Annotated in this window: 23 protein-coding genes and 1 pseudogene; 4 read left to right on the forward strand and 20 right to left on the reverse strand. The window is 51.6% G+C overall.

Annotated features, from left to right (window positions below; all coding sequences use genetic code 11):
* Positions 1-2 precede the first annotated feature (2 nt).
* From ABXT40_RS08655 to acnA, 12 genes and pseudogenes are all read right to left on the reverse strand, one after another.
* Positions 3-809 (reverse strand): TlyA family RNA methyltransferase, encoded by an 807-nt coding sequence (locus ABXT40_RS08655; RefSeq protein WP_443645219.1) that lies wholly within the window; start codon positions 807-809, stop codon positions 3-5.
* Between the two features lie 54 nt (positions 810-863).
* Entirely contained in the window at positions 864-2801 is a 1938-nt protein-coding gene (dxs, locus tag ABXT40_RS08660; RefSeq protein ID WP_443645220.1) for a 1-deoxy-D-xylulose-5-phosphate synthase, read from the reverse strand.
* Positions 2802-2931: 130 nt separating this feature from the next.
* On the reverse strand, positions 2932-3837 hold the full coding sequence (locus ABXT40_RS08665; RefSeq protein WP_443645221.1) for a polyprenyl synthetase family protein: 906 nt from the start codon (positions 3835-3837) through the stop codon (positions 2932-2934).
* A gap of 8 nt (positions 3838-3845) precedes the next feature.
* Positions 3846-4112 (reverse strand): exodeoxyribonuclease VII small subunit, encoded by a 267-nt coding sequence (locus ABXT40_RS08670; protein ID WP_443645222.1) that lies wholly within the window; start codon positions 4110-4112, stop codon positions 3846-3848.
* Between the two features lie 33 nt (positions 4113-4145).
* Positions 4146-4501 (reverse strand): annotated as a pseudogene (locus tag ABXT40_RS08675) (helix-turn-helix domain-containing protein).
* A gap of 244 nt (positions 4502-4745) precedes the next feature.
* Positions 4746-5687 (reverse strand): prolyl aminopeptidase, encoded by a 942-nt coding sequence (pip, locus tag ABXT40_RS08680; RefSeq protein WP_443645223.1) that lies wholly within the window; start codon positions 5685-5687, stop codon positions 4746-4748.
* Positions 5688-5813: 126 nt separating this feature from the next.
* A complete protein-coding gene (locus tag ABXT40_RS08685; protein ID WP_020058284.1) occupies positions 5814-6317 on the reverse strand; it encodes a CarD family transcriptional regulator in 504 nt (167 codons plus the stop codon).
* Between the two features lie 243 nt (positions 6318-6560).
* Positions 6561-6899 (reverse strand): ferredoxin FdxA, encoded by a 339-nt coding sequence (gene fdxA, locus ABXT40_RS08690; protein WP_443645224.1) that lies wholly within the window; start codon positions 6897-6899, stop codon positions 6561-6563.
* Between the two features lie 90 nt (positions 6900-6989).
* Complete coding sequence (locus ABXT40_RS08695) at positions 6990-7454, reverse strand: TerB family tellurite resistance protein (RefSeq protein ID WP_443645225.1); 465 nt, start codon at positions 7452-7454, stop codon at positions 6990-6992.
* Positions 7455-7871, reverse strand: coding sequence for an RNA-binding S4 domain-containing protein (locus ABXT40_RS08700; protein WP_443645226.1), 417 nt, complete (start codon positions 7869-7871; stop codon positions 7455-7457). It lies immediately after the preceding gene.
* A gap of 4 nt (positions 7872-7875) precedes the next feature.
* Positions 7876-10653: a helicase-related protein gene (locus tag ABXT40_RS08705; RefSeq protein WP_443645227.1), complete on the reverse strand. Its 2778-nt coding sequence runs from the start codon at positions 10651-10653 to the stop codon at positions 7876-7878.
* A 222-nt stretch (positions 10654-10875) separates the two neighbouring features.
* Complete coding sequence (acnA, locus tag ABXT40_RS08710) at positions 10876-13548, reverse strand: aconitate hydratase AcnA (RefSeq protein ID WP_443645228.1); 2673 nt, start codon at positions 13546-13548, stop codon at positions 10876-10878.
* Between the two features lie 212 nt (positions 13549-13760).
* Between acnA and ccmA the strand changes: the two genes are divergently transcribed.
* The 4 genes from ccmA to ccmD all read left to right on the forward strand — a co-directional run bounded on the left by ccmA (position 13761) and on the right by ccmD (position 16050).
* Positions 13761-14411 (forward strand): heme ABC exporter ATP-binding protein CcmA, encoded by a 651-nt coding sequence (ccmA, locus tag ABXT40_RS08715; protein ID WP_443645229.1) that lies wholly within the window; start codon positions 13761-13763, stop codon positions 14409-14411.
* Entirely contained in the window at positions 14408-15079 is a 672-nt protein-coding gene (ccmB, locus tag ABXT40_RS08720) for a heme exporter protein CcmB (protein ID WP_443645230.1), read from the forward strand. The genes ccmA and ccmB overlap by 4 nt, the downstream gene beginning before the upstream one ends.
* 72 nt (positions 15080-15151) lie before the next feature.
* Positions 15152-15874, forward strand: a complete 723-nt coding sequence (locus tag ABXT40_RS08725; RefSeq protein ID WP_443645231.1) for a heme ABC transporter permease — start codon at positions 15152-15154, stop codon at positions 15872-15874.
* Positions 15874-16050, forward strand: coding sequence for a heme exporter protein CcmD (gene ccmD, locus ABXT40_RS08730; RefSeq protein ID WP_443645232.1), 177 nt, complete (start codon positions 15874-15876; stop codon positions 16048-16050). Before ABXT40_RS08725 ends, ccmD begins: the two co-directional genes overlap by 1 nt.
* Positions 16051-16072: 22 nt before the next feature.
* On the opposite strand, the gene ABXT40_RS08735 is transcribed toward ccmD, so the two are convergent.
* From ABXT40_RS08735 to dusA, 8 genes are all read right to left on the reverse strand, one after another.
* Complete coding sequence (locus ABXT40_RS08735; protein WP_443645233.1) at positions 16073-18133, reverse strand: ASKHA domain-containing protein; 2061 nt, start codon at positions 18131-18133, stop codon at positions 16073-16075.
* Between the two features lie 24 nt (positions 18134-18157).
* Complete coding sequence (locus ABXT40_RS08740; protein ID WP_443645234.1) at positions 18158-19060, reverse strand: methyltetrahydrofolate cobalamin methyltransferase; 903 nt, start codon at positions 19058-19060, stop codon at positions 18158-18160.
* 26 nt (positions 19061-19086) lie between these two features.
* The gene (locus ABXT40_RS08745; protein ID WP_443645235.1) at positions 19087-19992 is read right to left on the reverse strand and encodes a methylenetetrahydrofolate reductase; all 906 of its coding nucleotides are present in this window, start codon (positions 19990-19992) and stop codon (positions 19087-19089) included.
* A 172-nt stretch (positions 19993-20164) separates the two neighbouring features.
* Complete coding sequence (locus ABXT40_RS08750; RefSeq protein ID WP_443645236.1) at positions 20165-20479, reverse strand: virulence factor; 315 nt, start codon at positions 20477-20479, stop codon at positions 20165-20167.
* Positions 20480-20527: 48 nt separating this feature from the next.
* Complete coding sequence (locus ABXT40_RS08755) at positions 20528-21142, reverse strand: DUF1638 domain-containing protein (RefSeq protein ID WP_443645237.1); 615 nt, start codon at positions 21140-21142, stop codon at positions 20528-20530.
* On the reverse strand, positions 21123-21827 hold the full coding sequence (locus tag ABXT40_RS08760) for a corrinoid protein (protein WP_443645238.1): 705 nt from the start codon (positions 21825-21827) through the stop codon (positions 21123-21125). The genes ABXT40_RS08755 and ABXT40_RS08760 overlap by 20 nt, the downstream gene beginning before the upstream one ends.
* Before the next feature lie 275 nt (positions 21828-22102).
* Positions 22103-22696 (reverse strand): inner membrane-spanning protein YciB, encoded by a 594-nt coding sequence (locus tag ABXT40_RS08765; protein WP_443645239.1) that lies wholly within the window; start codon positions 22694-22696, stop codon positions 22103-22105.
* A 125-nt stretch (positions 22697-22821) separates the two neighbouring features.
* Positions 22822-23820, reverse strand: a complete 999-nt coding sequence (dusA, locus tag ABXT40_RS08770) for a tRNA dihydrouridine(20/20a) synthase DusA (protein ID WP_443645240.1) — start codon at positions 23818-23820, stop codon at positions 22822-22824.
* Between the last annotated feature and the right edge of the window lie 68 nt (positions 23821-23888).

The raw sequence follows: 23888 nt of genomic DNA on the forward strand, positions 1-23888 counted from the left end.
AACTAGCCTGCGTTGTCAGGCTTTTTGCCAGCAAGCAGAAATTCGCGGTTTCCATCGGGCCCGTCAATCGGCGATGCGGCGGTACCAAGATGATGCCAGCCCATTTCAGTGACCAGCCAGTTTTCAATATCGGCAATCACCATTTCATGCAGATGGCGGTCGCGAATAATGCCGCCTTTGCCAACAAGCCCTTTGCCAACCTCAAATTGCGGTTTGATCAAAGCCAAAAGACCGGCACCGGCAGCGGCCATTTCCAACGCTGGCAAAAGCACTTTTTTCAGTGAAATAAACGACGCATCACAAACCACAAGCTGCGGCGCCTCGGCAAGCATATCCAGCTTTAGATAGCGGGCATTGGTGGCATCCATCACCGTCACCCGCGGGTCGGTTGCCAAATGGTCTGCCAATTGCCCATTGCCAACATCAATGGCAACAACATGCGCGGCATCATGCGCTAATAACACTTCGGTAAAACCACCCGTGCTGGCGCCAATATCAATCGCGTAACGGCCAGCCACTTCAATCATCGGAAATTCGGCCAGCCCGCCTGCCAATTTCATGCCAGCGCGGCTGACCCAAGGATTACCAGCCGATGTCACCGTAATGTCACAATCAATTGCCAGCATTTTCGAGGCTTTACGCACGATCTCACCAGCCGCCAGAACCGCACCTTCGGCAATCAGATCACGCGCCCGATCACGCGAACGCGCAAGCCCACGCGTCAAGAGCAAGGCATCGGCACGCAGTTTTTGATCAGCCGCATCAATGGTCGCGCCATTATCTTGCTTTGTTTTTCGTGATTTGGCCAAACCCGATGATCCTATCGTGATTGATGCCCCGCATAGCCGCGCAATCTGGCAGATTTATGATTTACCAGCCGAGGTTTTCTCGGACTTTGGCGAAGCGGTTTTTGCCGATAGTTTCGGCATCACTTTACGCGCCGCCGCATAAATACCATCACAATCCACACCGGCAAAAGCCAATTGGCCTTGCTGGCTGTCATGGTCAATAAAGACATCGGGCAAGCAAAGCGCACGGGCTTTCAACCCACCATCAAGATGGCCAGCATTGCCAAGATAGGTCATGACATGGGCGGCAAAACCACCCGGGCTGCTTTCTTCGACAATCAATAATGCTTTATGGTTTGTCGCCAGCTGATCAATCAAAGTCATATCAAGCGGCTTGGCAAACCGCGCATCAGCAACGGTAACCGAAATGCCATCGCCTTCAAGCCGGTCGGCCGCTTCACTTGCCGCCCCAAGGCGGGTTCCCAATGACAGGATCGCGACATCACGGCCTTCGCGTAGAATTCGCCCCTTGCCAATCTCAAGCACCTCTCCAGCGTCAGGAATAGCACAGCCAACCCCCTCGCCGCGCGGATAGCGAAGTGCACTCGGCCCATCATCATACGCCGCAGCGGTTGCCACCATATGGACAAGTTCCGCCTCATCCGATGGACACATAATAACCATGTTCGGCAAACAGGACAGATAGGCAAGATCATAAACACCCGCATGCGTTGCCCCATCAGCGCCAACCAGCCCTGCCCGATCAATGGCGAAACGTACTGGCAAATTCTGCACAGCGACATCATGCACAAGCTGATCATAGCCGCGCTGAAGAAAGGTCGAATATAGCGCACAAAATGGCTTCATCCCCTCACAGGCAAGCCCCGCCGCAAAGGTCACTGCATGTTGTTCGGCAATGCCCACATCGAAAACCCGACTTGGAAAGCGCGCTTTGACCTTATCAAGACCAGTACCCGATGGCATCGCCGCCGTAATTGCCACAATCTTTGGATCAATTTCAGCAGCGGCAATCAAACTATTGGCAAAAACCGATGTATAGCTTGGCAGATTACCGCCCGATTTTTGCTGCGTGCCGGTGATAATATCGAATTTGGGAACAGCATGATATTTTTCTGCCGATGGCCCCGCAAAAGGATGCCCATGACCTTTTTCAGTGACAACATGAACCAATACCGGCCCATGCGATCGCGAATCACGAAGATTTTTCAGAACCGGCAGTAAATGCGCCATATCATGCCCGTCAATTGGCCCGATATGGGTAAAGCCAAGCTGGCTGAAAACCGAATTTGCACCCATCAGGTCACGCGCCGCATCTTTGGCTCGCCGCGCCGTCCGTTCAAGTTCTGCCGGAAAATGGCTGGCAACTTCGCGCATCAGATCGCGGATCGAATGATAAGGCTGCGAGGTGATGAGCCGTGACAGATAGCTGCTCATTGCGCCAACCGGCTGTGAAATCGACATGTCATTATCGTTCAAAATCACAATCAACCGATTGTGGCTTGTGCCGGCATTATTCATCGCTTCATAGGCCATGCCAGCGCTCATTGCGCCATCACCAATCACCGCAATCACATTGCGCGGAATGCCTTGCATTTCGCTGGCAACTGCCATGCCAAGCCCTGCAGAGATTGATGTTGAAGAATGGCCAGCACCGAAAGGATCAAAAGCTGATTCGCTTCGCTTGGTAAAACCCGATAGCCCGCCTTTTTGCCGCAGGCTTTCAATCCGGTCACGGCGACCAGTCAGAATTTTATGCGGATAGGCTTGATGCCCGACATCCCAGATCAGGCGATCTTCTGGCGTCGAAAACACATAATGCAAGGCAACGGTCAGCTCAATAACGCCAAGCCCCGCGCCAAGATGGCCACCGGTTTTCGAGACAGCGGAAATGGTTGCCGTACGCAATTCATTGGCAAGCTGCGGTAAATCAGCTTCGGAAAGCCGCCGGACATCTTCAATCTCTTTTATGTAATCAAGCAACGGTGTGCGCATTAACCTTATCGTCCCATACTCTTACACCGGCAAACCGGTAACTGGATTCTAGCAGCCATCGCGGCCTATCAGTGACCCTGTCTCGTCAATCTCCGCCGCAGCCGTAAAAAAACCGGCGATCGTAAATCTATCATGTTTTGCGCGTAATGGCGAATATCGCCAATTCTTGCATATATTCACCAGCCCCCTGCCAGGGGGCAAGCGCATCATTCGCCTCATCAATAAGCCGTTTGGCTTCGACAGCTGCCGCATCACCGCCCATCAGCGCCACAAAACCAGCTTTGCCGCGCGCCGCATCTTGTCCAGCCGGTTTCCCAAGAAGCGCCGAATCACCATCATAATCAAGCAAATCATCAGCAATCTGAAACGCCAGCCCGAGATGTTTGGCATAGGCTGCCTGCGCTGCCAATAGCTGATCATCCGCACCGCCAACAATACCGCCAGAAATCACCGCACATGAAATCAGCGCGCCGGTTTTCATCATTTGCATTTCGCTGGTTTCAGCAAGATTAAAAGGGCGGGTTTCAGCTTCAAGATCAAGCATCTGTCCACCAGCCATGCCAGCAAGGCCGGACGCGCCTGCCAATTGCGCAACAAGGCGAATGCGAATGGCCGCATCGTTATGCGTTGCCGCGCCTGCCAGAATCTCAAACGCCATTGTTTGCAATGCATCGCCTGCCAGAATCGCGGTTGCATCACCAAAAACCTTATGACAGCTTGGCTTTCCACGGCGCATATCAGCGTCATCCATGGCAGGTAGATCATCATGAACCAATGAATAGGCATGAAGACATTCAATCGCCGCGGCGGCACGAAGCGCGCCTTTGCTGGCAACTGCATCACCATCATCGCCACGCGCCATCCGCGACGCACCAAGAACCAATGCCGCCCGCATGCGTTTACCGCCATTGAAAACAGCATATTGCATGGCCTTAAGAAGGCGGTTTGCCGGCCCCTTTGTTTCGGCAATTAATTGCCGCAAAACAGCATCACAGGCCGCAGCGTCATGCTGCAATTGTTCTTTAAAACCGGCCATGTCTTGGGCTAGGCCTCACCCATATCAAAATCACTTGCTTGATCAGGCGCACCAGCCGAAGATGGCACTTTGATTTTTTCGACTTTCATGCGGGCTTCTTCAAGACGCGCCTGACAATGCGACTTTAATTCAGTGCCTCGCTCAAAAGCTGAAATCGCATCATCAAGTGACACTTCGCCACGCTCGAGCGATGCGACAATACCTTCAAGTTCCTTTAGCGCATCTTCGAAGCTCAGCTTTTCCAGCGATACGGATTTGGCGGCATTATCGGTCATTTTTTTCATCCCATTATATGTAATGGGATTAGATTATTCGCCAGCAAGCGTTGTGGCAATTGATTTCACCATTTCGGCGATCCGCTTGCGTACCGCTGGCTTTTCGATGGTGTAATATGTTCGCACCAATTCCAGCGTTTCACGCCGCGCCATTGGGTCTTTTATTTGCTCGCCATTCAAAATGTCTGCATTATCGCCACAGCTGATCCAGCGCGGAAAGCTACGCATTGTGCCTTCCGACATATCATCGAAAAAATAGCTGATCGGCTCATCAAGAATTTGACTGATATCCCACAGCCGTGATGCGCTGATCCGGTTTGCGCCACGCTCATATTTCTGCACTTGCTGAAAGTAACATTAAACTCAGCACCAAGCTGTTCTTGGCTCATGCCAAGAAGCGTTCGGCGCAGACGCACACGCTTGCCAACATGCGTATCAACTGCATTATTATTGGTAATACCGAAGTTTCGTTCGACGATATCATCCTTCGAGATAGCCCTAAAAAGTCACCTCTATTCCAAAAAGGCAAAATCCACCAACGCAAGCCAGCCATTTTGATTAAGCCAGATTGCCCTCGGCGGTATCATATGCCGCTTTAATGAAATTGTGACAGTATCGATAAACGGAATTTGGCTAGATTGCTTCAAGCGCCGCCATAAGCGCATGCGCAATGCCGCTTTCAAAGGTCGAATGACCCGCAGCATCAATAATTTCCAATTTGGCTTTGCGACCCCATTTTGCCGCCAGACGGCTTGCAGTAATCGGAGGGCAAATAACATCATGCCGTCCTTGAACGATGGTTGCTGGCAAATGTGCAATCCGCCCGATATTGTCCATGATGTGATTATCGGGCATAAAGCAGTCATTAACAAAATAATGCGCCTCAATCCGCGCCATCGTCAAAGCACCCGCCCCGCCCATATGGCGGTTTCCGGCGCGCAAGGTTGAACAGGAGGTTTCATAAGAAGCCCAAAATTCTGCCGCCTTTTGATGAACAGCCGGATTAGGATCAATCAAGCGTTTGAAATAATTTGCTAGCAAATCAACGCGTTCAGCCGCATCAAGATGGCCGGTAAACCGATCATGGGCTTCGGGAAAAAACCGCCCCATATCATTCAAGAACCAATCAACTTCAGCGCGCGTACCAAGAAAGATACCACGCAGAATAAGCCCCATGACATGTTCAGGATAGGCAATAGCATAAGCAAGCGCCAAGGTGCTTCCCCATGAGCCACCAAATAAAACAAATTTGTCGATATTCAGCGATTTACGAAGCGCCTCGATATCGCCAATCAGCGCATCGGTCTGATTATCGACAAGGCTGGCATGTGGACGGGATTGCCCACAGCCTCTTTGGTCAAACAACACCACATGAAACCGCTTTGGGTCAAATAGCCGTCGATGCGCCGGTGCAATTCCTGCGCCCGGCCCACCATGCAAAAACAGCAAAGGCTGGCCATCTAAATTGCCACATTGTTCATAATAGATTTCATGCTTGTCACGCTGCAAAAAGCCACTTCGGAACGGCATTGCCGAGGGAAATAATTCACGTTCCTGAATAAACGCATTTACCATGACACGACCCCATTCAAAGCAATCACAACCCGACGCGGAAAAACGGGCAGCCAAGCTGCCCGTATGCAAAATTGACCGACCGGCACAACCCGATTGGCAGAACTGACATCATGCCGGATCGAAATACTAGGCAGCGTCCATAAGGTCTTCAAGACGAAGCGCTGCCGCATCCTGATCAATTTTTTCAATCGCCGCAAATTCACGGGCCAAACGCTCAAGCGCGGCCTGATACATTTGCCGCTCGGAATAGGATTGCTCAGATTGATTGGTGCGGCGGTGAAGATCGCGCACAACCTCGGCGATTGATACCGGATCGCCTGATTTGATTTTTGTCTCATATTCTTGCGCGCGGCGCGACCACATGGTGCGGCGCACTTTGGCTTTACCCTGCAATGTGGTGATGGCCTGTTCCATTTGTTTTTTCGAACTCAAAGTCCGCAAACCAAGGCTGCGCGCTTTTTCCATTGGCACCCGCAATGTCATGCGATCATGTTCGAAGCGCACAACCAGCATTTCGAGCTTCATACCGGCAACTTCACGTTCTTCAGTACCCAAAATTCGGCCAACACCATGTGTTGGATAAACAACAAAATCGCCCTCTTCGAACGAACTCTCACTTTTTCGTGCCATATTTTCCCTCAGCGCCGCAGCCAACAGAACTTATTTGCTTGCCACCAACCTTTAAAAAACAATTCATGACAAAGATGATGCACTGGCCAAAGCCTGTATTCACAAACAACCTTAGAACGCAGGCCAACATGGCGCTGCGAAACAAACGTCATCTTTGATTTCTGCTCTTACGATAGCTTATTTTTGCGGCAAAATCAATCATCTGGCCATAATCACGGTCAGGCTGTGTCTTGCCGCCAAAATTTAGGCGCCCTTGCCTGGTGCCTTGCTGAAATATTTGTCGAATTTACCAGTCTCGTCCTGCATTTTTTCAGCGTCGGGCATCGCATCAATCTTTTGCCCAATATTTGGCCAGATTTCTGACATTTCGCGATTTAGCTCAAGCCATTTTTCAGCTTCAGGTTCTGAATCAGGCAGGATTGCTTCAGGTGGGCATTCTGGCTCGCACACGCCGCAGTCAATGCACTCATCGGGATGGATAACCAGCATATTCTCGCCCTCATAAAAACAATCGACAGGGCATACCTCAACACAATCAGTATATTTGCAGTTGATACAGTTATCATTGACGATATAGGTCATTCGCGGCCTAGCTCCTCTAAATAATTTTGTGAAAAAGCCAGAATGAAACCCAGTCACACCCGCTTTTTTATCTGTCTATCGCAGATGCGGCTAATCGGCAAGACCAAGACGGCTTTGTGCGCGTTTTGCCGCCATTCCTGATTGCACATCGTCAATATACAACAATCCGGCAAGCCGCCGCATCAATTGTGATTCATGCGTATCCAACTGCTTGTCGGCAAGCACCACCATCCAGATCATTTCCAGAATGATAATACGGTCATCCATTTCAGTTTCGGTACGGATCTGGCGAACAAGGCTGTGAATTTCAATACGCGAGTCATGCGCGGCAATCGCCTCATCAAGAAGGGTCTTTGCCTTATCATCCGCAAGCTCAAGCTGTTCGGTCAATAAATGCAGAATGCCGTCGCGTTCGGCATCGTCAAGGTTGCCATCGGCCATACCTGCCTCGACAAGAAGCGCGGTAATGGTGGTTACAAAGGCCTCATCCTCACATGGCACGGCCGTGCCGCCATCTGAAAACGCTTTAACCCATTCAGAAAATTGATTTAACATTTAATCCTCGTCACTTTCTAATCCTGTTTTCAACCGATCAGTTTCCCGACGCTGACGTTTTGTTGGTCGTCCACTGCCTTTGCCGCGCGCCTCAAATTCAGGCGGTTTGGTTTTTGCTACCTTGCGCGGCGTTGCTTCAACCGGCGCCAGATCTTCAAACAGCAATGCCGCTTCGGGCGCTGGCCCGCGGCGGGTGCCAATCGCCACAACTTTAATCACCCGCACCCGATCGCCCTGAACAAAGGTCAAGACCTGCCCGCACAAAGCTTGGCGGTGCGGTTTTGTCATCACCTGACCATCCAGCCGGAAACGTCCTGCCGAAATGGCTTTGCTGGCAGCGCTTCGGGTTTTGAAAAAACGCGCATACCACAGCCATTTATCCAGCCGTATGACTGTTTCTGGCGCGCCAGCGTCCATTGGCCTAGGCTTTTGTTTTCAAAGCGGCCAAAACAGCAAAAGGTGAATTGGGATCAGGCTGTTTTTCAGCTTGGCGGCGTTGGCCAGATTGCGGCTTGCCACCTGCCGGTTTTGGCTTTCGATTTTGCGCTTTACGATCATCTTTTGGATTGGCCCCGCGGCGCTGGTTTGGCGCTGGTGCTTTATCGCTGCGCGGTGGACGTGCCTTACGCTTGCGCTCGAAAATCTGCAATGCTGGCTTTTCCGGATCTTCAACCGCTTCTTCGCCAACGATCACACAGCCAAGATCAAGCAGCATCTGCGCCATTTGTTCGCGCGTTGCCCCGGCCAAAGACAGCATATCTTCAGCAATTTTAAATTGGCCTTGGCGCGCTGCAACACGAACCAGCATCGCAACACGTTCAACCATATCAACCCGCATCACGCGCTGACCAAGCCGCCTGTAACCAACCGCCAACCAATAGGCATCAGGAACATCGGCAATCGAATCAATGGCAACACGCCCTGCTGGTGGCGGCGCACCCTCATAAAAGGCACCATTAGCGAGGCTGAAAAGCAGGCTTCGCAATTCGATCTGTGCCGGTTTTAACAATTCGGGCATATAAACGGTTTCAACGCCGAACCGAAGCCCCAAACGCGCCAAACGCGGCTTGTCACTTTCCTGCATGGCACGGATCAAATGGCCAATTTCGGCAGTCGGAACCGATCCAAGGCGCTCATAAAGAATGAAGGCAATGCCTTTGGCAGCACCGCTAAGGCTGATTGGCGCCGTATCTTGTTCATCAGCAGCGGGCGCATCAGCAGCGGGCGCATCAGCAGCAGGTGCATCGGTTGGCACTGCCGCTGATTTTGGTTCTGTTTTGGGTTTATGATCGCCAACAGGCGCGGCATCAGGTGTTTCCAGAACAATCAACCGGCCTAAAATCGTTTCGACATGTGCGGCTGTGAAACTCACCAAACGCTGCGCCATTCGCTGGGTCTGATCGATTGACAACAGATCACTGGACACAAGTTCGGGGCGCGGCACATAAAGACCATCACCTTTGACAAGCCGCGCAACCTCGGCTTCACGCCATTTCACTACGCCATCAGCGCCCAGCCGGAATGCGGGATCAGCCGATGCCACAAAGGCACGAACCCGACGTTCAATCTCGTCGGGGAGGCCGCGCCGTGCAGCCGCTAGAATGGGAGCTTTATCTTCGCCATCGGCAAGTGTCGGATGAAAGGTAAAACCGTCAAGCCGTCCGACCTCCTCACCTTCAACAAGAACCGTGCCATCATCTTTTACAGAGGCAATCAAATTTTTCGTTTCCTTCAATCTTCTACTCAAATGCGCGGCACGTTTATCCACAAACCGTTCAGACAGCCTGCCATGCAGGCAATCTGACAGCCGATCTTCAATTGACCGGGCACGATCCTGCCACTCGATAGGGCTGTCTGTCCAGTCAGAACGGTGCGTGATGTATGTCCAAGTCCGAATATAGGCAAGTCGCGTCATTAATGTATCAATATCGCCATCAATCCGGTCAAGCTGGGTCATTGCTTTCGCAACCATATCATTGCCAAGCACGCCTTTGGCCACAAGCGTCAGAAAAATATTGGCAAGCATGTCATAGTGGTTTTCATGAAGGCTTTGCCGGAAATCAGGAATCGACGCAACCGCCCACAGCAGGCGCACATCACGCGCACCCGACACCGCACTCCGAATGTCATCGCGGCTGGCAAGCGCGGTTAGCGCCTGATGGTCAAGCGCATCACCTTTGCGAAACAGAAACGGCAATGTCGGCGGTGCTTCTAGCGAGCCAAGCAATTGATCAATGGATGAAAATGCAAGATCACGACTTCGCCAATAAAATGCCCGAAGCGGGGCAAAACGATGCTGTTCAATCGCATCAACCATCTCAGGTTCGAGCGCGCGACATCCATCCGTAACGCCAAAACTGCCATCATTCATGTGACGACCAGCCCGACCGGCGATTTGCGCCATTTCGGATGGCAATAGCTTACGCATTTGCCGCCCGTCAAATTTCATATCAGCCGACAAGGCCACATGCCCAAGATCAAGATTTAGGCCCATCCCAATTGCATCGGTGGCAATCAGAAAATCAACATCACCATTTTGATATAACTCGACCTGTGCATTACGTGTGCGCGGGCTTAGCCGCCCCATCACCACCGCCGCCCCGCCGCGCTGACGTTTCACAAATTCGGCAATCTGGTAAACATCGGCCGCGCTAAAGGCCACAATCGCACTTCGGCGCGGAAGACGAGTTAGTTTTTTCGGGCCAGCATAGACAAGCCTCGACATGCGATCACGAAATTCAAATTTCGCGTCAGGCAATAATGCCTTCAGCAAGGAAGCAGCCGTTTCCGCCCCCATGAACATGGTTTCAAATGCCCCTCTTGCATGCAAAATCCGGTCGGTGAAAACATGACCACGTTCACGGTCACCGGCAAGCTGCACCTCGTCAACGGCGACAAAGTCAAACCGGCGATTGGCAAGTTCGGCATCGGCATTGGCATCAAGCGGCATCGATTCAACCGTGCAGCAAAGATAGCGCGCACCGACTGGCAAGATACGTTCTTCACCTGTCAGCAGCCCAACCTTGCCAACGCCAAGCTTGCGAACAAGCCGGTCATAATTTTCCCGCGCCAAAAGCCGCAGCGGAAAGCCAATCATGCCACTGGCATAGCCGGTCATGCGTTCAAGCGCCAAATGGGTTTTACCGGTGTTGGTCGGACCAAGAACCAGTGTCAGGCTTTGCGAAGAATGAATCGACATATGAAACTGGTTTTTCTATATCGCTAGAGAAAATTATTGCCTGCCACTATAGGCAGCCCCAGCCGCGGAAATCCAGCCAAATAGCTCGCCTTTTTTGTGATAAGCCAAACCCATTATGAAAAACCCCCGCCAGAGATGATCATGGCGAGGGTTTTAAAACATAACAGGCAAGGGTGTATTGACCCTTACCTGTTTGATTTGATGCTGATCGAAACCAACTAGCTATGCCGCAAGCTGGCGAAGCACATATTGAAGAATGCCACCATTTTTGAAATAGGTTGCCTCACCATCCGTGTCGATCCGCGCCAACAGGTCAATTGTCTCGTTTCGCCCATCGGCAAAGGTAAAGACCGCCTTGACCGCCATGCCGGGCGTTACTCCATTGGCAAGACCGGTCAGGCTGATTTCTTCATCGCCAGTCAAGCCCAAGGTTTCACGGCTAACACCGGCTGGGAATTGCAATGGCAAAACCCCCATACCAATCAGATTAGACCGGTGTATCCGCTCAAAGCTCTCAACGATTACCGCCTTGATGCCAAGCAAACAGGTGCCTTTTGCAGCCCAGTCACGGCTTGAACCGGTGCCATATTCCTTGCCACCAACAATGATCAGCGGTGTGCCTTCATCAGCATAGCGTGACGCCACATCATAAAGCGGTGCAACCTCGCCCGATGGCACATGACGCGCAAATCCGCCTGTCGTCCCAGCGGCCGCCATGTTTTTCAACCGGATATTGGCAAAGGTACCGCGCATCATCACCTGATGATTGCCACGGCGTGCGCCAAATGAGTTGAAATCAACCGGACGAACCTGATGGTCGGTCAGGAAATCAGCAGCCGGTGTATCGCGGGCAATGCCGCCAGCTGGCGAAATATGATCCGTTGTGATCGAATCACCTAGAAGCGCCAGAATGCGCGCGCCGGTAATATCACTTGCTGTTTCTGGAATTTCGCGGGTCATCCCTTCGAAATAAGGCGGGTTCTGAACATAGGTCGAGCCGTCATTCCAATCATAGGTAAGACCGCCAGATGTGTTGATTGCCTGCCATTCCTTAGTGCCTTCAAACACATTGGCATAGCGTGACCGGAACATTTCGGCTGAAATAACCTGATCAACAACTTTGCGGATATCCTCATTGCTTGGCCACAGATCTTTTAGATAGACGTCATTGCCGTCCTGATCCGTACCAAGGGGCTCGTCACTCAATACTTTAGTAACCGATCCGGCAAGCGCATAGGCCACAACCAATGGCGGTGATGCCAGATAATTGGCCGCCGCATGTGGACTGACTCGGCCTTCAAAATTTCGGTTGCCTGAAAGAACCGCGCTGACAACAAGCTCATTTTGGTCAATGGCATTGACAATCGCTTCGTCAAGTGGGCCTGAATTACCAATACAAGTCGTGCATCCATAACCAACTGTATTGAACCCAAGCGCGTCAAGATGTTCGGTCAAACCAGCCGCATCAAGATAGGCTGATACAACCTGACTTCCCGGTGCAAGCGATGTTTTAACCCACGGCTTGACGGTAAGTCCCTTTTCATGCGCTGCCTTGGCAACAAGACCAGCCGCCACCAAAACCGATGGGTTTGAGGTATTGGTGCATGATGTAATCGCGGCAATCATCACATCACCATCAGCGATTTCATAATTGGCATCGGCAACCGCAACTGATTTTGGTGCTGACCGGCCGGTGCTGTCGGCCAATGTGCTGGCGAATGAAGCGGCAACATCAGGCAGGGCAACACGATCTTGGGGACGCTTTGGCCCGGCAAGTGATGGCACAACAGTGCCAAGATCAAGTGACAATGTATCGGTAAATTGTGGATCAGCCGCATTTGATTCGCGCCACATGCCTTGGGCTTTTGCATAGGCTTCAACAAGCGCAACACGATCATCATCACGGCCGGTCAGACGAAGATAATTGATCGCTTCTTCGTCAATCGGGAAAAAGCCACAGGTCGCGCCATATTCAGGTGCCATATTGGCGATTGTGGCGCGGTCAGCCAAAGATAACTGGTCAAGTCCCGGGCCAAAAAATTCAACAAATTTGCCAACAACACCGCGTTTGCGAAGCGACTCGACAATCATCAGCACCAAATCAGTGGCCGTTGCCCCTTCGGGCAATTTGCCGTCAAGGCGGAAGCCAATGACATCTGGTACTAGCATCGAAATTGGCTGACCGAGCATCGCTGCTTCGGCTTCAATACCGCCAACACCCCAGCCAAGAACGGCAAGACCATTGACCATTGTTGTGTGACTGTCAGTGCCGACAACTGAGTCAGGATAAGCGAAGCTTTTGCCATCTTCGTCGCGTGTCCAAACGGTTTGCGACAAAAATTCAAGATTGACCTGATGGCAAATGCCAGTTCCTGGCGGCACAACGCGGAAATTATCAAACGCACCTGCACCCCAGCGCAAAAACTCGTAACGTTCCTTATTGCGCGAAAATTCCAACGCAACATTTTTCGCCGCAGCGTCTTTGCCGCCAGCATGATCAACCATGACCGAATGGTCGATCACCAGGTCAACCGGTGACAATGGATTGATTTTTTCAGGGTTACCGCCAATCGTCTGCATGGCATCACGCATCGCCGCCAAATCAACAACAGCAGGGACACCGGTGAAATCTTGCAAAAGAATCCGCGACGGACGAAACGCAATCTCGCCCTTCTGGCCGTTATCTGCCCAATTTGCCAATGCTTCAATATCGGCCTTGGTAACCGAACCGCCATCTTCATTGCGAAGCAGGTTTTCCAGCAGAACTTTCAACGAATAAGGCAGCTTTTCCAGCGCCGGATAGGTCTTTGCCAGCGCAGCAAGCGAATAATAATGATATGTTTTTCCGGCTGCATCTAGGCTGGCACGGCATGCATCGCGCAATGTCTCTGACATGGCGTTCTCCTTTTCAAGGTCGAACCCTACAATAAAATGAAACGGCCAACTCGAGGGGTGCCTCAAAGTGGTCAGTTGTTGTTATAGCCAAAATAACGCGAAGTTTCCAGAGGGTATTTACGGCTTTTGACGCGGCTATTCACGGAGCGAAAATGACATTGCGACACCAAAGCCCCTAGACCCAGAGGGGCAAGCGCGGCTAGATAGTGACTATGACAGACCATGACCACAAGAAAACGGCACGCAAAGCAGCGCCAAACACGGCAGATCATTCCCTGCAGATCAACCAGCTAAGCGTGCTTCGCGGCATGGTTCTGGTCATCAGCAATTTGTCACATCAACAAAATGCTGGCGATATTTGCTGTTTGACCGGTCCGAACGGGGCTGGAAAATCAACCTTGCTTCGCACCATCGCTGGCCGCCTTCCCGCGGCGGGTGGTGATATCAGCTGCGCGGTGCCAATTATTTATGTTGGTCATACTGATGGTTTGTCAGGCGCTATTAGCGGGCGGGAAAATCTGGCTGGCTGGACAAAAATTAACGGGTTTTCGGCAACAGAAACTGCCATTGATACAGCACTATCCAGTTTTGCCACCAACCGGTTTGCCGATCTGTCGGTGCGGGTTTTATCACGCGGCCAGCGCCGCCGGTTAGCACTTGCCCGATTGGCGCTGGCACCGGCTGACAGCCTTTGGCTTTTGGACGAACCCAATGCCGGCCTAGATCAGGCATCAAACCGCATTCTTGACGATATTGTACAAAAACACGCGATGGCTGGCGGCATGGTGCTGGCAGCAACACATCTTGATTTTGCCGCGGCGGCAAAGCCGCGATCATTGCATTTGTCCGGGCTGGTGACATGAAACCGTTTTTTGCACAAATCGAACGTGATCTTCTGATCGCATGGCAGAACCGGCAAGATCTTGGGGTGATCCTGGTCTTTTTTGTAATCATCATTGCGCTTTTCCCGCTGGCAATTGGCGCCAACGCCACGGTTCTTGATCCGCTTGGCGTGCCGGTGATCTGGATTGCGGCGCTGCTTGCCATTCTTGCCGGATTTGATCGGCTATTTGCCCAAGATGTTCGCGATGGCTGGCTTGATCAAATCGCCCTTAGCCAGCTGGGGTTGGGCTGGTATGCGCTTGCCAAGGCCATCTCGCATTGGCTTACCGCAGGATTACCGCTTTTGATCATGACCCCGTTAATGGCAATGATGCTGAATATTCCGTTGCAGCAATGGCCACCCCTTTTAATCGCCTTATTGATTGGCAGCATGGGATTGACCCTTCTTGGCGTGATAGGCGCAGCCCTTGCCGAAGGGGCGCGGCGCGGCACCGCATTGATGGCTTTATTGATCCTGCCGCTGGCGGTGCCATTGCTTATTTTCGGCACGCTTGCTTCTCAAAGTGATCGCGGCATCATCAGCCCGCATCTAATGCTTTTAGGTGCCGTTTTTGCGCTGCTTTTGGCCTTGGCACCGCTAGTCGCGGCAAGTGCCTTGGAAATTGGCGAAACCGAAACTGGTCTTTGAAACCAATGAACGCAATCATTCAGCAATCGAGCATCTTTTCACCAACGGAAAAACAGGATATATCTCGCCATTATGTTTGATTATTTTGCCAATCCGTCGCGTTTCATGCGCATTGCCAACCGGTTACTTATACCGCTCGTGATCCTCAGCCTAAGCACCGGTGCAATCGGATTATATCTTGGTCTATTTGTTGCGCCCGCCGATTATCAGCAAGGCGAAACAGTTCGCATCATCTATATTCATGTTCCATCAGCATGGCTGGCCCTGTTCGGCTATGTTGGGCTGGGGCTATGTGGCCTTTTTTATGTTGTTTGGCGGCACCCGCTTGCCGATATTGCCGCGCGGGCAATTGCCCCGGTTGGGGCGGTTTTTGCCCTTTTGACGCTGGTGACAGGCGCGTTGTGGGGAAAACCGATGTGGGGTGCATGGTGGGTTTGGGATGCCCGCCTGACCTCAATGTTGATCCTTTTCTTTTTCTATCTTGGTTTTATCGCCTTGGCCAACGGGTTTGACCGCGCCGAACGCGGCAGTCGCCCAGCCGCCCTTTTGGCGCTTGTTGGCATGATCAATGTTCCGATTGTCAAATTTTCGGTTGATTGGTGGAATACGCTTCACCAACCGGCGAGCCTGCTTCGCAGTGGTGGTCCGGCGATTGATTCATCAATGCTGACACCGCTGGTTTTAACGCTTATTGCCGCCCATGCCTATTTTGCGATTCTGGTGATTTTGCGGATGCGCGCGCTTTTGACCGAACGCCGCCTTGCCGCGCTGACGCTGCGCCCGGGAGTAGACTAATGGCTGAGTTTTTCGATATGGGCGGTTTTGGAAACTATATCTGGAGCAGTTATGGCTTTGCCGTCATTTGCCTTGGCTGGCTGAATTATGCGAGCTGGCGCAAGGCCAAAACCACCGCAGAACAGCTTGCCATATTACAAGCTGGCAAGCCTACAAGCCCAAAGACATCAGAATAGAAACATCCGGAGTGGAAAATTCCTAGCGTCGCCGTCCACCGCGACGCCTGCCACCCGCCAGCGCCGGTGCATCTTCATCGGTCAAAATCCGTAAGGGCAAATCAACTGCCGCTGCCAAATTGGCATAGGGATCGCTTTTATGCGGAATCGCCATTGCCTTGACAAAATGGTCTTGAAATGATGCTTCGACTGCTGTTTCAATTTTTTCAATCTGCCTGACAACCGCTTCAATATCGCGGCGTGCGGCCTGATTCAACAAGGCCATCCGCGCCCCCGCACCGGCTGAATTGCCTGCCGCCCGCACATTGGCCAGCAAACAGTCAGGAATCATGCCCAAAACCATCGCATATTTTGGGTCAATATGCGTGCCAAATGCCCCGGCCAGAACAACACGATCAACCTTGCGGATATTGATTTTATCCATCAACAGGCGGAACCCTGCATACAGCGCGGCCTTGGCAAGCTGGATTGCCCGAACATCATTTTGCGTCACGCTAACCGTATCAGTGATGCGATAAGAGAAGGTGCGGTCATCGGCTTCAATTCGGCTATTTTGCGCGGCCTTGCTGCCATCAATCACCCCATCCATCGTGATGATTCCAGCAAGATACATCTCGCCAAGCACCTCGATGATTCCCGATCCACAAATGCCAGTCACACCGGTTTTTTCAACCGCCGCATCAAAACCATCTTCATCTGACCAAAGATCAACACCTATAACACGGAATTTCGGTTCAAGCGTGTCCTTGTCAATGCGAATCCGTTCAATCGCTCCTGGCGCCGCGCGCTGTCCTGATGAAATTTGTGCCCCCTCAAAGGCAGGGCCGGTTGGCGATGATGCCGCTAACAGACGATCCTTATTGCCAACAACGATTTCGGCATTGGTACCAACATCAACGATCAAGGTCATTTCATTGGCCTTTTGTGGCGCTTCGGCAAGCACCACAGCAGCCGCATCAGCCCCAACATGGCCAGCAATGCATGGCAGGATATAAACCCGCCCACCCGGATTAATGGCAAGGCCTAATTCAGCCGCCCGAACATCCATCGCCGCATCAACCGCCAAGGCAAAAGGCGCACCGCCCAGCTCAACCGGATCAATGCCAAGAAGAAGGTGATGCATTACCGGATTGCCAACCAAAACCAGCTCGACAATATCTTCACCACTCAGGCCAGCCTGTTTTGCCGCACCATCAATTAGCGTTTGCAAACCAGCAATCACCGCCTTGGTCATTTCGGCCGCACCGCCCGGATTCATGATGCCGTATGATACGCGGCTCATCAAATCCTCACCAAATCTGATTTGCGGATTCATCGCCCCGGTTGACGCCAGCACCGTACCAGTGACCATATCGCACAGATGCGCCGACATGGTGGTCGATCCCACATCAATGGCAACACCAGCAATCTGGTCTTTCAGGCCGGGCCAAATGGCCACGATCTGATGCCCGTCACGAAGCGCCACTGTTACATGCCATTTACCTTGACGCAGAACTGACTGTAACCGCTGAATAACATGTAGATCACAAGTGATATCACCCGTCACACGATCCGGCCATTGTCCTTCCAAGGCTTCAATCAGGCGGCGTAAATCGCCTGATGGTTCATGCATGTCGGGTTCGCGCACCTCGACAAAACACAAACGCACAATCGGATCCATTTCGATTGAACGGCCATCGGCCTCTTTACGAACAAGTTGATTATGAACCTGACTTTCAGGGGGAACATCAATCACCGCATCATTTAGTAATTTTGCCTGACAGGACAATCGCCGCCCATCAATCATGCCGCGTTTGTCGGCATATCGAGTTTCAACAGCCGTTACCGCAGCCAGATGATCGGCACCCGATTTCAAACCATGTTTGGCAAATTCACCAATACCAACATCGACCTGACAGCGGCCGCACATGGCGCGTCCGCCACATACCGAATCAATATCGACACCAAGTTGGCGTGCTGCGGTCAAAACCGGCGTTCCAACTGGAACATACCCTTGCCGGCCAGATGGAGTAAATACCACTTTCACCTGATCAGTGGCTGCCTTATCGGATGTTGTGGCAGCTTCATCTTTGCTTTTGCTCATCACCTTGCCACCAATTTGCGACGGTTAAGCGTTGCGGCGGCGGCGGGTCTGGCGACGTTCGCGCCCACCTTCACCCGGCACAACAGGTTCGCGAAATTTTTGAATCCAACGACGACATTCTGGATCATTTCCGTTCATCACATTCGCGCCCATGATGCCGGTCATTTCTTCAGCATGAAGCGGGTTCATAATTGCCGAGGTCATCCCAGCCCCCGCTGCCATTGACAGAAACGCGGCATTCATTCCGTGCCGGTTTGGCAGGCCAAAAGAAATATTTGACGCGCCGCAAGTTGTATTTACTTTTAATTCATTGCGAAGACGGATGATCAGATCAAGCGCTGACCGGCCAGCCATATTGATGGCACCAACCGGCATGATCAATGGATCAACAACAACATCTTCACGCGGGATGCCGTAATCGGCGGCACGTTCGACAATTTTCTTGGCAACTTCATAACGCACATTTGGATCTTCGGAAATACCGGTTTCATCATTTGAAATCGCCACAACAGCCGCGCCGTATTTTTTGACAAGCGGCAAAACAACTTCCAGACGTTCTTCTTCACCGGTTACCGAATTGACCAGTGGCTTGCCCTTATAAACAGACAAGCCAGCCTCAAGCGCGGCAACGATTGAGCTGTCAATCGCCAGCGGCACATCAACCACCTCTTGAACAAGCTGGATGGCCTTGGCAAGAATGGCCGGCTCATCCGCCATCGGAATGCCAGCATTCACATCAAGCATCGTGGCACCCGCCTCGACTTGTGCCAATGCATCAGACAGAACGCGCGAATAATCATCAGCGGCCATTTCGGCGGCAAGAAGCTTGCGTCCGGTTGGGTTGATGCGCTCACCAATGACACAAAATGGCGAGTCAAAGCCGATGGTGATTTCCTGCTTGTGCGACGAAATAAGGGTCTTTGTCATAAAATGCTCCTGAGAATGCCGCCACCTTAGGCCGCGGTGCCGATAACGTCAAACCCGCCTTTGGGCAAAAGCTGGATATCGCCTGCCGCAATTGCATTCGCATAGGCAGCGGTTTTCCCAAATCCGCCAAACGGGTAAAAATGGAAATGTTCAATAAGGCAATCAGGATCATGCGCCATGCCATATGCCAAGTCAGATAACAGCATATGCGGCGATTGAACGGTCATCAATTTTGCGACATTGCGCGCCTGTTTTGAAATAAATCGCATTGATGGGCCAATCCCGGAAATTTGGGCAAAGCGGAACAGCGTTTTGATCGTTGCTGGCCCCGGAATGCCAATTCGAATTGGCAATTCATTGCCCGCAGCACGAACGCGCTTTTCCCAGTCAAGTACAATTGGTGCCTCGAAACAGAATTGTGTTTCGATATAAAGCTTCATCCCTTCGCGTTTGGCAAAAGCATTTTTGGCGGCAAGCGCATCGGCAATTTCAAGATCACTGATATCAGGGCTGCCTTCGGGATGGCCTGCGACACCGGCACGCATGATGCCATGTTTTTGAAACAGGCCGGTTTCTAGGATCTGCATTGAATTATCAAATGCGCCAATGGGCTTGTCGACACCGCCGCCAATGATCAAAACCTCATCGACGCCAGCTTCGGCGCGATAAGCGGCAAGCAACCCATCAAGCTGATCGGTATCTTTTAAAGAACGTGCGGCTAGATGCGGCACCGCTTTCATACCTTCATTATGCAACCGCTTTGTTACCGCCACAGTTTCCATCGGGTCGGTTCCGGGCAAAAAGGTGACATTGACTGTTGTTTCAGGCGCAAGACAAGCGGCAAAACTGTCAATTTTGGCAGCACCTGCTGGTGTTACCTCGATTGACCATCCTTGCGCTGCTTGCTGGATCTGTTGGATATTCACTGTCATATCAATCCTCATTTTACCCATCTTCACCTCATGCAGGTTTGCAGGGTTCACCTTAATGTTCATTGCCCTAACGCTGGGCAGAATGGCGGCTTGATCTGAAACAAGATGGCTTGCCAACGCCTTACAATTTGCCGATTACGACATCGTCAGGCTGAACCGTGCTTGTTGTGCCTTACTCGGCGGCTTTACCGCCATTTTCCACCAATGCCCGAACGCGATCAGCCGTATATTCGGCATCAAGCGCCGCCGCATGCGCCGCCGCTTCGGCGTCAAGATCTTCACCACATGGTGCTGGTTGCGAGCGTCGCCATTCAGCAAGATAATCATCGGTCGAATCTGCGCCATCGCGCATTGCTGCTGCATCAATGGCAATTGAAAAGCGCCGTGGCAATTCAACCTTGGCCTGCTCACGCTGGCGTCCCCGTCCGCGCTCGGCAATCACCTGCGCCGGAATATCCCGCCAATAAAGGGTAATCAGATTTGCCATCACGGCGCTCCTTTGAAAAAATACCCAGCTAAAGATTATTCGCTTATCTCAAGCCAGCTTGTGTAAAAATCCGTTAAAATCACCATAGCCTGTATAGCGATACTCATAATCCAGCCCGAGTTCGATTGCCGCCTGACGCGCCTTTTCCTGAAGCGATTCAGATTCGGTTTGCGCAATATAAAGAACCCGCGTGTAATGCGCAAAATACATATCGCGCAATTGCGGATGCTGGCGAAGCCCCATGCCTTTCATCACAATCCGTTCGAAATGGCGAACCATATAATCGGTCAAGAAAAACGTGCCAAGCGCGGTTTCCATTTCGGCGTCAAATTCCGATTTTCCAAGAAACATCTCGTAACAATGCGGCCCAGCAATGCGGGGAATATTTTCCACCTCAAGAAGGTGGTCAAGCGCGCCACCCGTGCCGCAATCACCATAAGCAACGGCAATCTCCATTCCGGCACGGCGGGCGGCTGCAATTTTCCGTTTGACGCCAGGGACAATCTTTTCAGGATGATTATGCCAAGATGCCGGAAGGCAGGTTAAGGCAACCGCGCCATCCGGCAATTGATCGATTAGCACCAGCAATTCACGCGCCAACGCCCCACAAGCAATGATCTGTAGGCTTGCTGGCTGTTCCGATTTAGCCAGTTGCTTGTTCACGTTCCAATTTAGCCTTGATCATTTCCTTGGCTGTTTCCACCGCAACCGCCGCATCACGGCAATAGGCATCGGCACCAACCGATTCGGCAAAGGCCTCATTCAACGGCGCACCACCGACAAGAACGATATAATCGTCACGGATTCCTTTTTCGACCAACGCATCAACAACAACTTTCATATAAGGCATTGTTGTTGTCAAAAGTGCTGACATGCCCAAAATATCGGGTTTGTGTTTTTCCAGCGCATCAAGATAGTTTTCGACTGGGTTATTGATCCCAAGATCAATCACGTCAAAACCGGCGCCTTCAAGCATCATCGAAACAAGATTTTTGCCAATGTCATGGATATCGCCCTTGACCGTGCCAATCACCATTGTGCCAACCCGTGGCGCGCCTGTTTCAGCGAGCAACGGCCGCAAAATACCCATGCCCGCCTTCATCGCATTCGCTGCCATCAAAACTTCGGGAACAAACAAAATACCATCGCGGAAATCAATGCCGACAATTGTCATGCCCTCGACAAGCGCTTTGGTCAAAACCTCATAAGGTGTCCAACCCCGCTCAAGCAGAATATTGACACCTTCAACAATCTCATCCTGCATGCCGTCATAAAGGTCGTCATGCATCTGCTGGACAAGTTCATCATCGTCCAAATCAGCTAGGATAATTTCATCTTCATCAGCCATGATCATTCCTTTTCATCGACACGCCTTGGCGTGCAGTCATGTAAGTCCAGCCCCCCGCCGGATCCATAGCAAGTCTGCGTCGCAGTCTAGTGCCAAATCTAAATCTGACAATCCAAAATGTGACAAGGCAATAGGCTTTGATGCAACCTCATTATCAAAAGTTTTGGAGAAACTGTCTTTTTGAATGTAAAATCAGGACGACTGAATTTGTGCTTGGATCGACAAAAGGTCGTATTTTGTCATATTTCGTCATCAAAAATGATCATGGTCATTGATCATTGATCATTGATCTGATGTTTTTGGATGATCGGCAGGCTTAGAATCACAAAGCCAAGCGAAATACCGGTCAGGCCAAACACCTTGAAAGTCACCCATGAATCGGTGCTAAGGGTTCGCCAGGCAATTTCATTGGCAAGCGCCGAACAGACAAACATCGCCACCCATAGCCAGCTCATGATCCGCCAGCCATCATTGGTAAGCTTGACCTGCGATCCCATAATCGCGGCAAGCGGGTTACGCCCCATGGCACGCCCACCAGCAATCGCCGCCGCAAACATCAACGTCAGGATCGTTGGTTTGATCTTGATGAATAATTCATTGTCGAAATAGAGGGTCAATCCGGCAAAAAACACCAGTCCCGCACAACCAAATGCCGCCATCATCGGAATCCGGCGTTCAAGAACCCAACTTGCCGCAAGCGACACAATCGTTGCCACCACCAACACCTTCACACTGAACATCAGGTCACTATAGAGATAATTGGCACCAAAAAACAGCAAAAGCGGACCAAAATCAAGAAGCATGCGCCGCCCATTTGATGGCGGGGTTTCATCGTCCTTGGTGTTACCCGACGGGGGCTGATCATTCATGTTTCATCATCCAATCATTTCAAAAATTCTAAAAAAGCGAGATATTACCGTACATCTATCGCCTAGCATAACGGCGATGCCCTATCTTTTATCTTAAATCCAACGCGGCTCCAACGCGACTCCAACTAGGCGGCCAGCCTTGCTGCCAGAATTTCGCATTCATCGGCGGCATTGCGAATAAACGCGCCACCATCATCGGCAAGACGCGCCTGTTCACCCAATTGGCGACGCCAATGTTTGGCACCACGTTGGCCTGCATAAAGCCCCAGCATATGCCGTGTTATGCTGTGAAGCGGCACATGATTTGTCATCATCCGATCGGCATAATCGGCCATTGCTTCGGCCACTTGGCGACGGCTTGGCGGGGTTGCGCCAAAAACATCATTGGCGATTTCGGTCAAAACATATGGCGTGCGATAGGCGGCGCGACCAAGCATCACACCAGCAAAACCGGTAATTTCAGTGGCGATTTGCGCTTTGGTTTCTAGCCCGCCATTCAAGATCACCCCAAGATCATCACGGCGCATGGCAAGACGGCGCGCACGGTCATAATCAAGCGGCGGGATGTCGCGATTTTCCTTCGGGCTTAGGCCCTTTAGCCATGCTTTACGGGCGTGAAGATAGAATATTCTAACCCCAGCATCTGCAACACGATCAACAAATTGATCAAGCCCCGCTTCAGGATCCATATCATCAATGCCAATGCGGCATTTAACCGTAACCGGCAAATCGCTTGCCTCTATCATCGCCGAACAGCAATCGGCCACCAATTGCGGCTCGGCCATCAAACAGGCGCCAAACCGGCCAGATTGCACCCGATCCGATGGACAGCCAACATTCAGGTTAATTTCGGCAAACCCCTTGTCGGCAGCGCGTTCAACCGCCATCGCCAGACGGTCGGGCTGGCTGCCACCAAGCTGAAGCACCAGCGGATGTTCAATTTCATCATGGCCAAGAAGCCTATCAAGATCACCATGAATAACCGCCTCGGCGGTTACCATTTCGGTAAACAGCAACGCATCGGGCACAAGATGGCGGTGAAAGACACGGCAATGCCGGTCAGTCCAATCCATCATCGGTGCCACACAAAGGCGGCGGTCAATGCTGTCGATGTTTTTATGCATAAATTTCAGTACTTAATAAAATTACTATTTTTGGCACTAGTCGCGTCTTGTCACAAAATGTCACAATA

It is taken from the genome of Candidatus Ponderosibacter sp. Uisw_141_02 (assembly GCF_048087665.1).
Lineage (GTDB): Bacteria > Pseudomonadota > Alphaproteobacteria > Puniceispirillales > Puniceispirillaceae > UBA3439.

Coding starts and splice junctions, on each gene's coding strand:
- dxs (WP_443645220.1), bottom strand. CDS start 2,801: ATGCGCACACCGTTGCTTGATTACATAAAAGAGATTGAAGATGTCCGG.
- ABXT40_RS08665 (WP_443645221.1), bottom strand. CDS start 3,837: ATGGCCGGTTTTAAAGAACAATTGCAGCATGACGCTGCGGCCTGTGAT.
- ABXT40_RS08670 (WP_443645222.1), bottom strand. CDS start 4,112: ATGACCGATAATGCCGCCAAATCCGTATCGCTGGAAAAGCTGAGCTTC.
- pip (WP_443645223.1), bottom strand. CDS start 5,687: ATGGTAAATGCGTTTATTCAGGAACGTGAATTATTTCCCTCGGCAATG.
- ABXT40_RS08685 (WP_020058284.1), bottom strand. CDS start 6,317: ATGGCACGAAAAAGTGAGAGTTCGTTCGAAGAGGGCGATTTTGTTGTT.
- fdxA (WP_443645224.1), bottom strand. CDS start 6,899: ATGACCTATATCGTCAATGATAACTGTATCAACTGCAAATATACTGAT.
- ABXT40_RS08695 (WP_443645225.1), bottom strand. CDS start 7,454: ATGTTAAATCAATTTTCTGAATGGGTTAAAGCGTTTTCAGATGGCGGC.
- ABXT40_RS08700 (WP_443645226.1), bottom strand. CDS start 7,871: ATGGACGCTGGCGCGCCAGAAACAGTCATACGGCTGGATAAATGGCTG.
- ABXT40_RS08705 (WP_443645227.1), bottom strand. CDS start 10,653: ATGTCGATTCATTCTTCGCAAAGCCTGACACTGGTTCTTGGTCCGACC.
- acnA (WP_443645228.1), bottom strand. CDS start 13,548: ATGTCAGAGACATTGCGCGATGCATGCCGTGCCAGCCTAGATGCAGCC.
- ccmA (WP_443645229.1), top strand. CDS start 13,761: ATGACAGACCATGACCACAAGAAAACGGCACGCAAAGCAGCGCCAAAC.
- ccmB (WP_443645230.1), top strand. CDS start 14,408: ATGAAACCGTTTTTTGCACAAATCGAACGTGATCTTCTGATCGCATGG.
- ABXT40_RS08725 (WP_443645231.1), top strand. CDS start 15,152: ATGTTTGATTATTTTGCCAATCCGTCGCGTTTCATGCGCATTGCCAAC.
- ccmD (WP_443645232.1), top strand. CDS start 15,874: ATGGCTGAGTTTTTCGATATGGGCGGTTTTGGAAACTATATCTGGAGC.
- ABXT40_RS08735 (WP_443645233.1), bottom strand. CDS start 18,133: ATGAGCAAAAGCAAAGATGAAGCTGCCACAACATCCGATAAGGCAGCC.
- ABXT40_RS08740 (WP_443645234.1), bottom strand. CDS start 19,060: ATGACAAAGACCCTTATTTCGTCGCACAAGCAGGAAATCACCATCGGC.
- ABXT40_RS08745 (WP_443645235.1), bottom strand. CDS start 19,992: ATGACAGTGAATATCCAACAGATCCAGCAAGCAGCGCAAGGATGGTCA.
- ABXT40_RS08750 (WP_443645236.1), bottom strand. CDS start 20,479: ATGGCAAATCTGATTACCCTTTATTGGCGGGATATTCCGGCGCAGGTG.
- ABXT40_RS08760 (WP_443645238.1), bottom strand. CDS start 21,827: ATGGCTGATGAAGATGAAATTATCCTAGCTGATTTGGACGATGATGAA.
- ABXT40_RS08765 (WP_443645239.1), bottom strand. CDS start 22,696: ATGAATGATCAGCCCCCGTCGGGTAACACCAAGGACGATGAAACCCCG.
- dusA (WP_443645240.1), bottom strand. CDS start 23,820: ATGCATAAAAACATCGACAGCATTGACCGCCGCCTTTGTGTGGCACCG.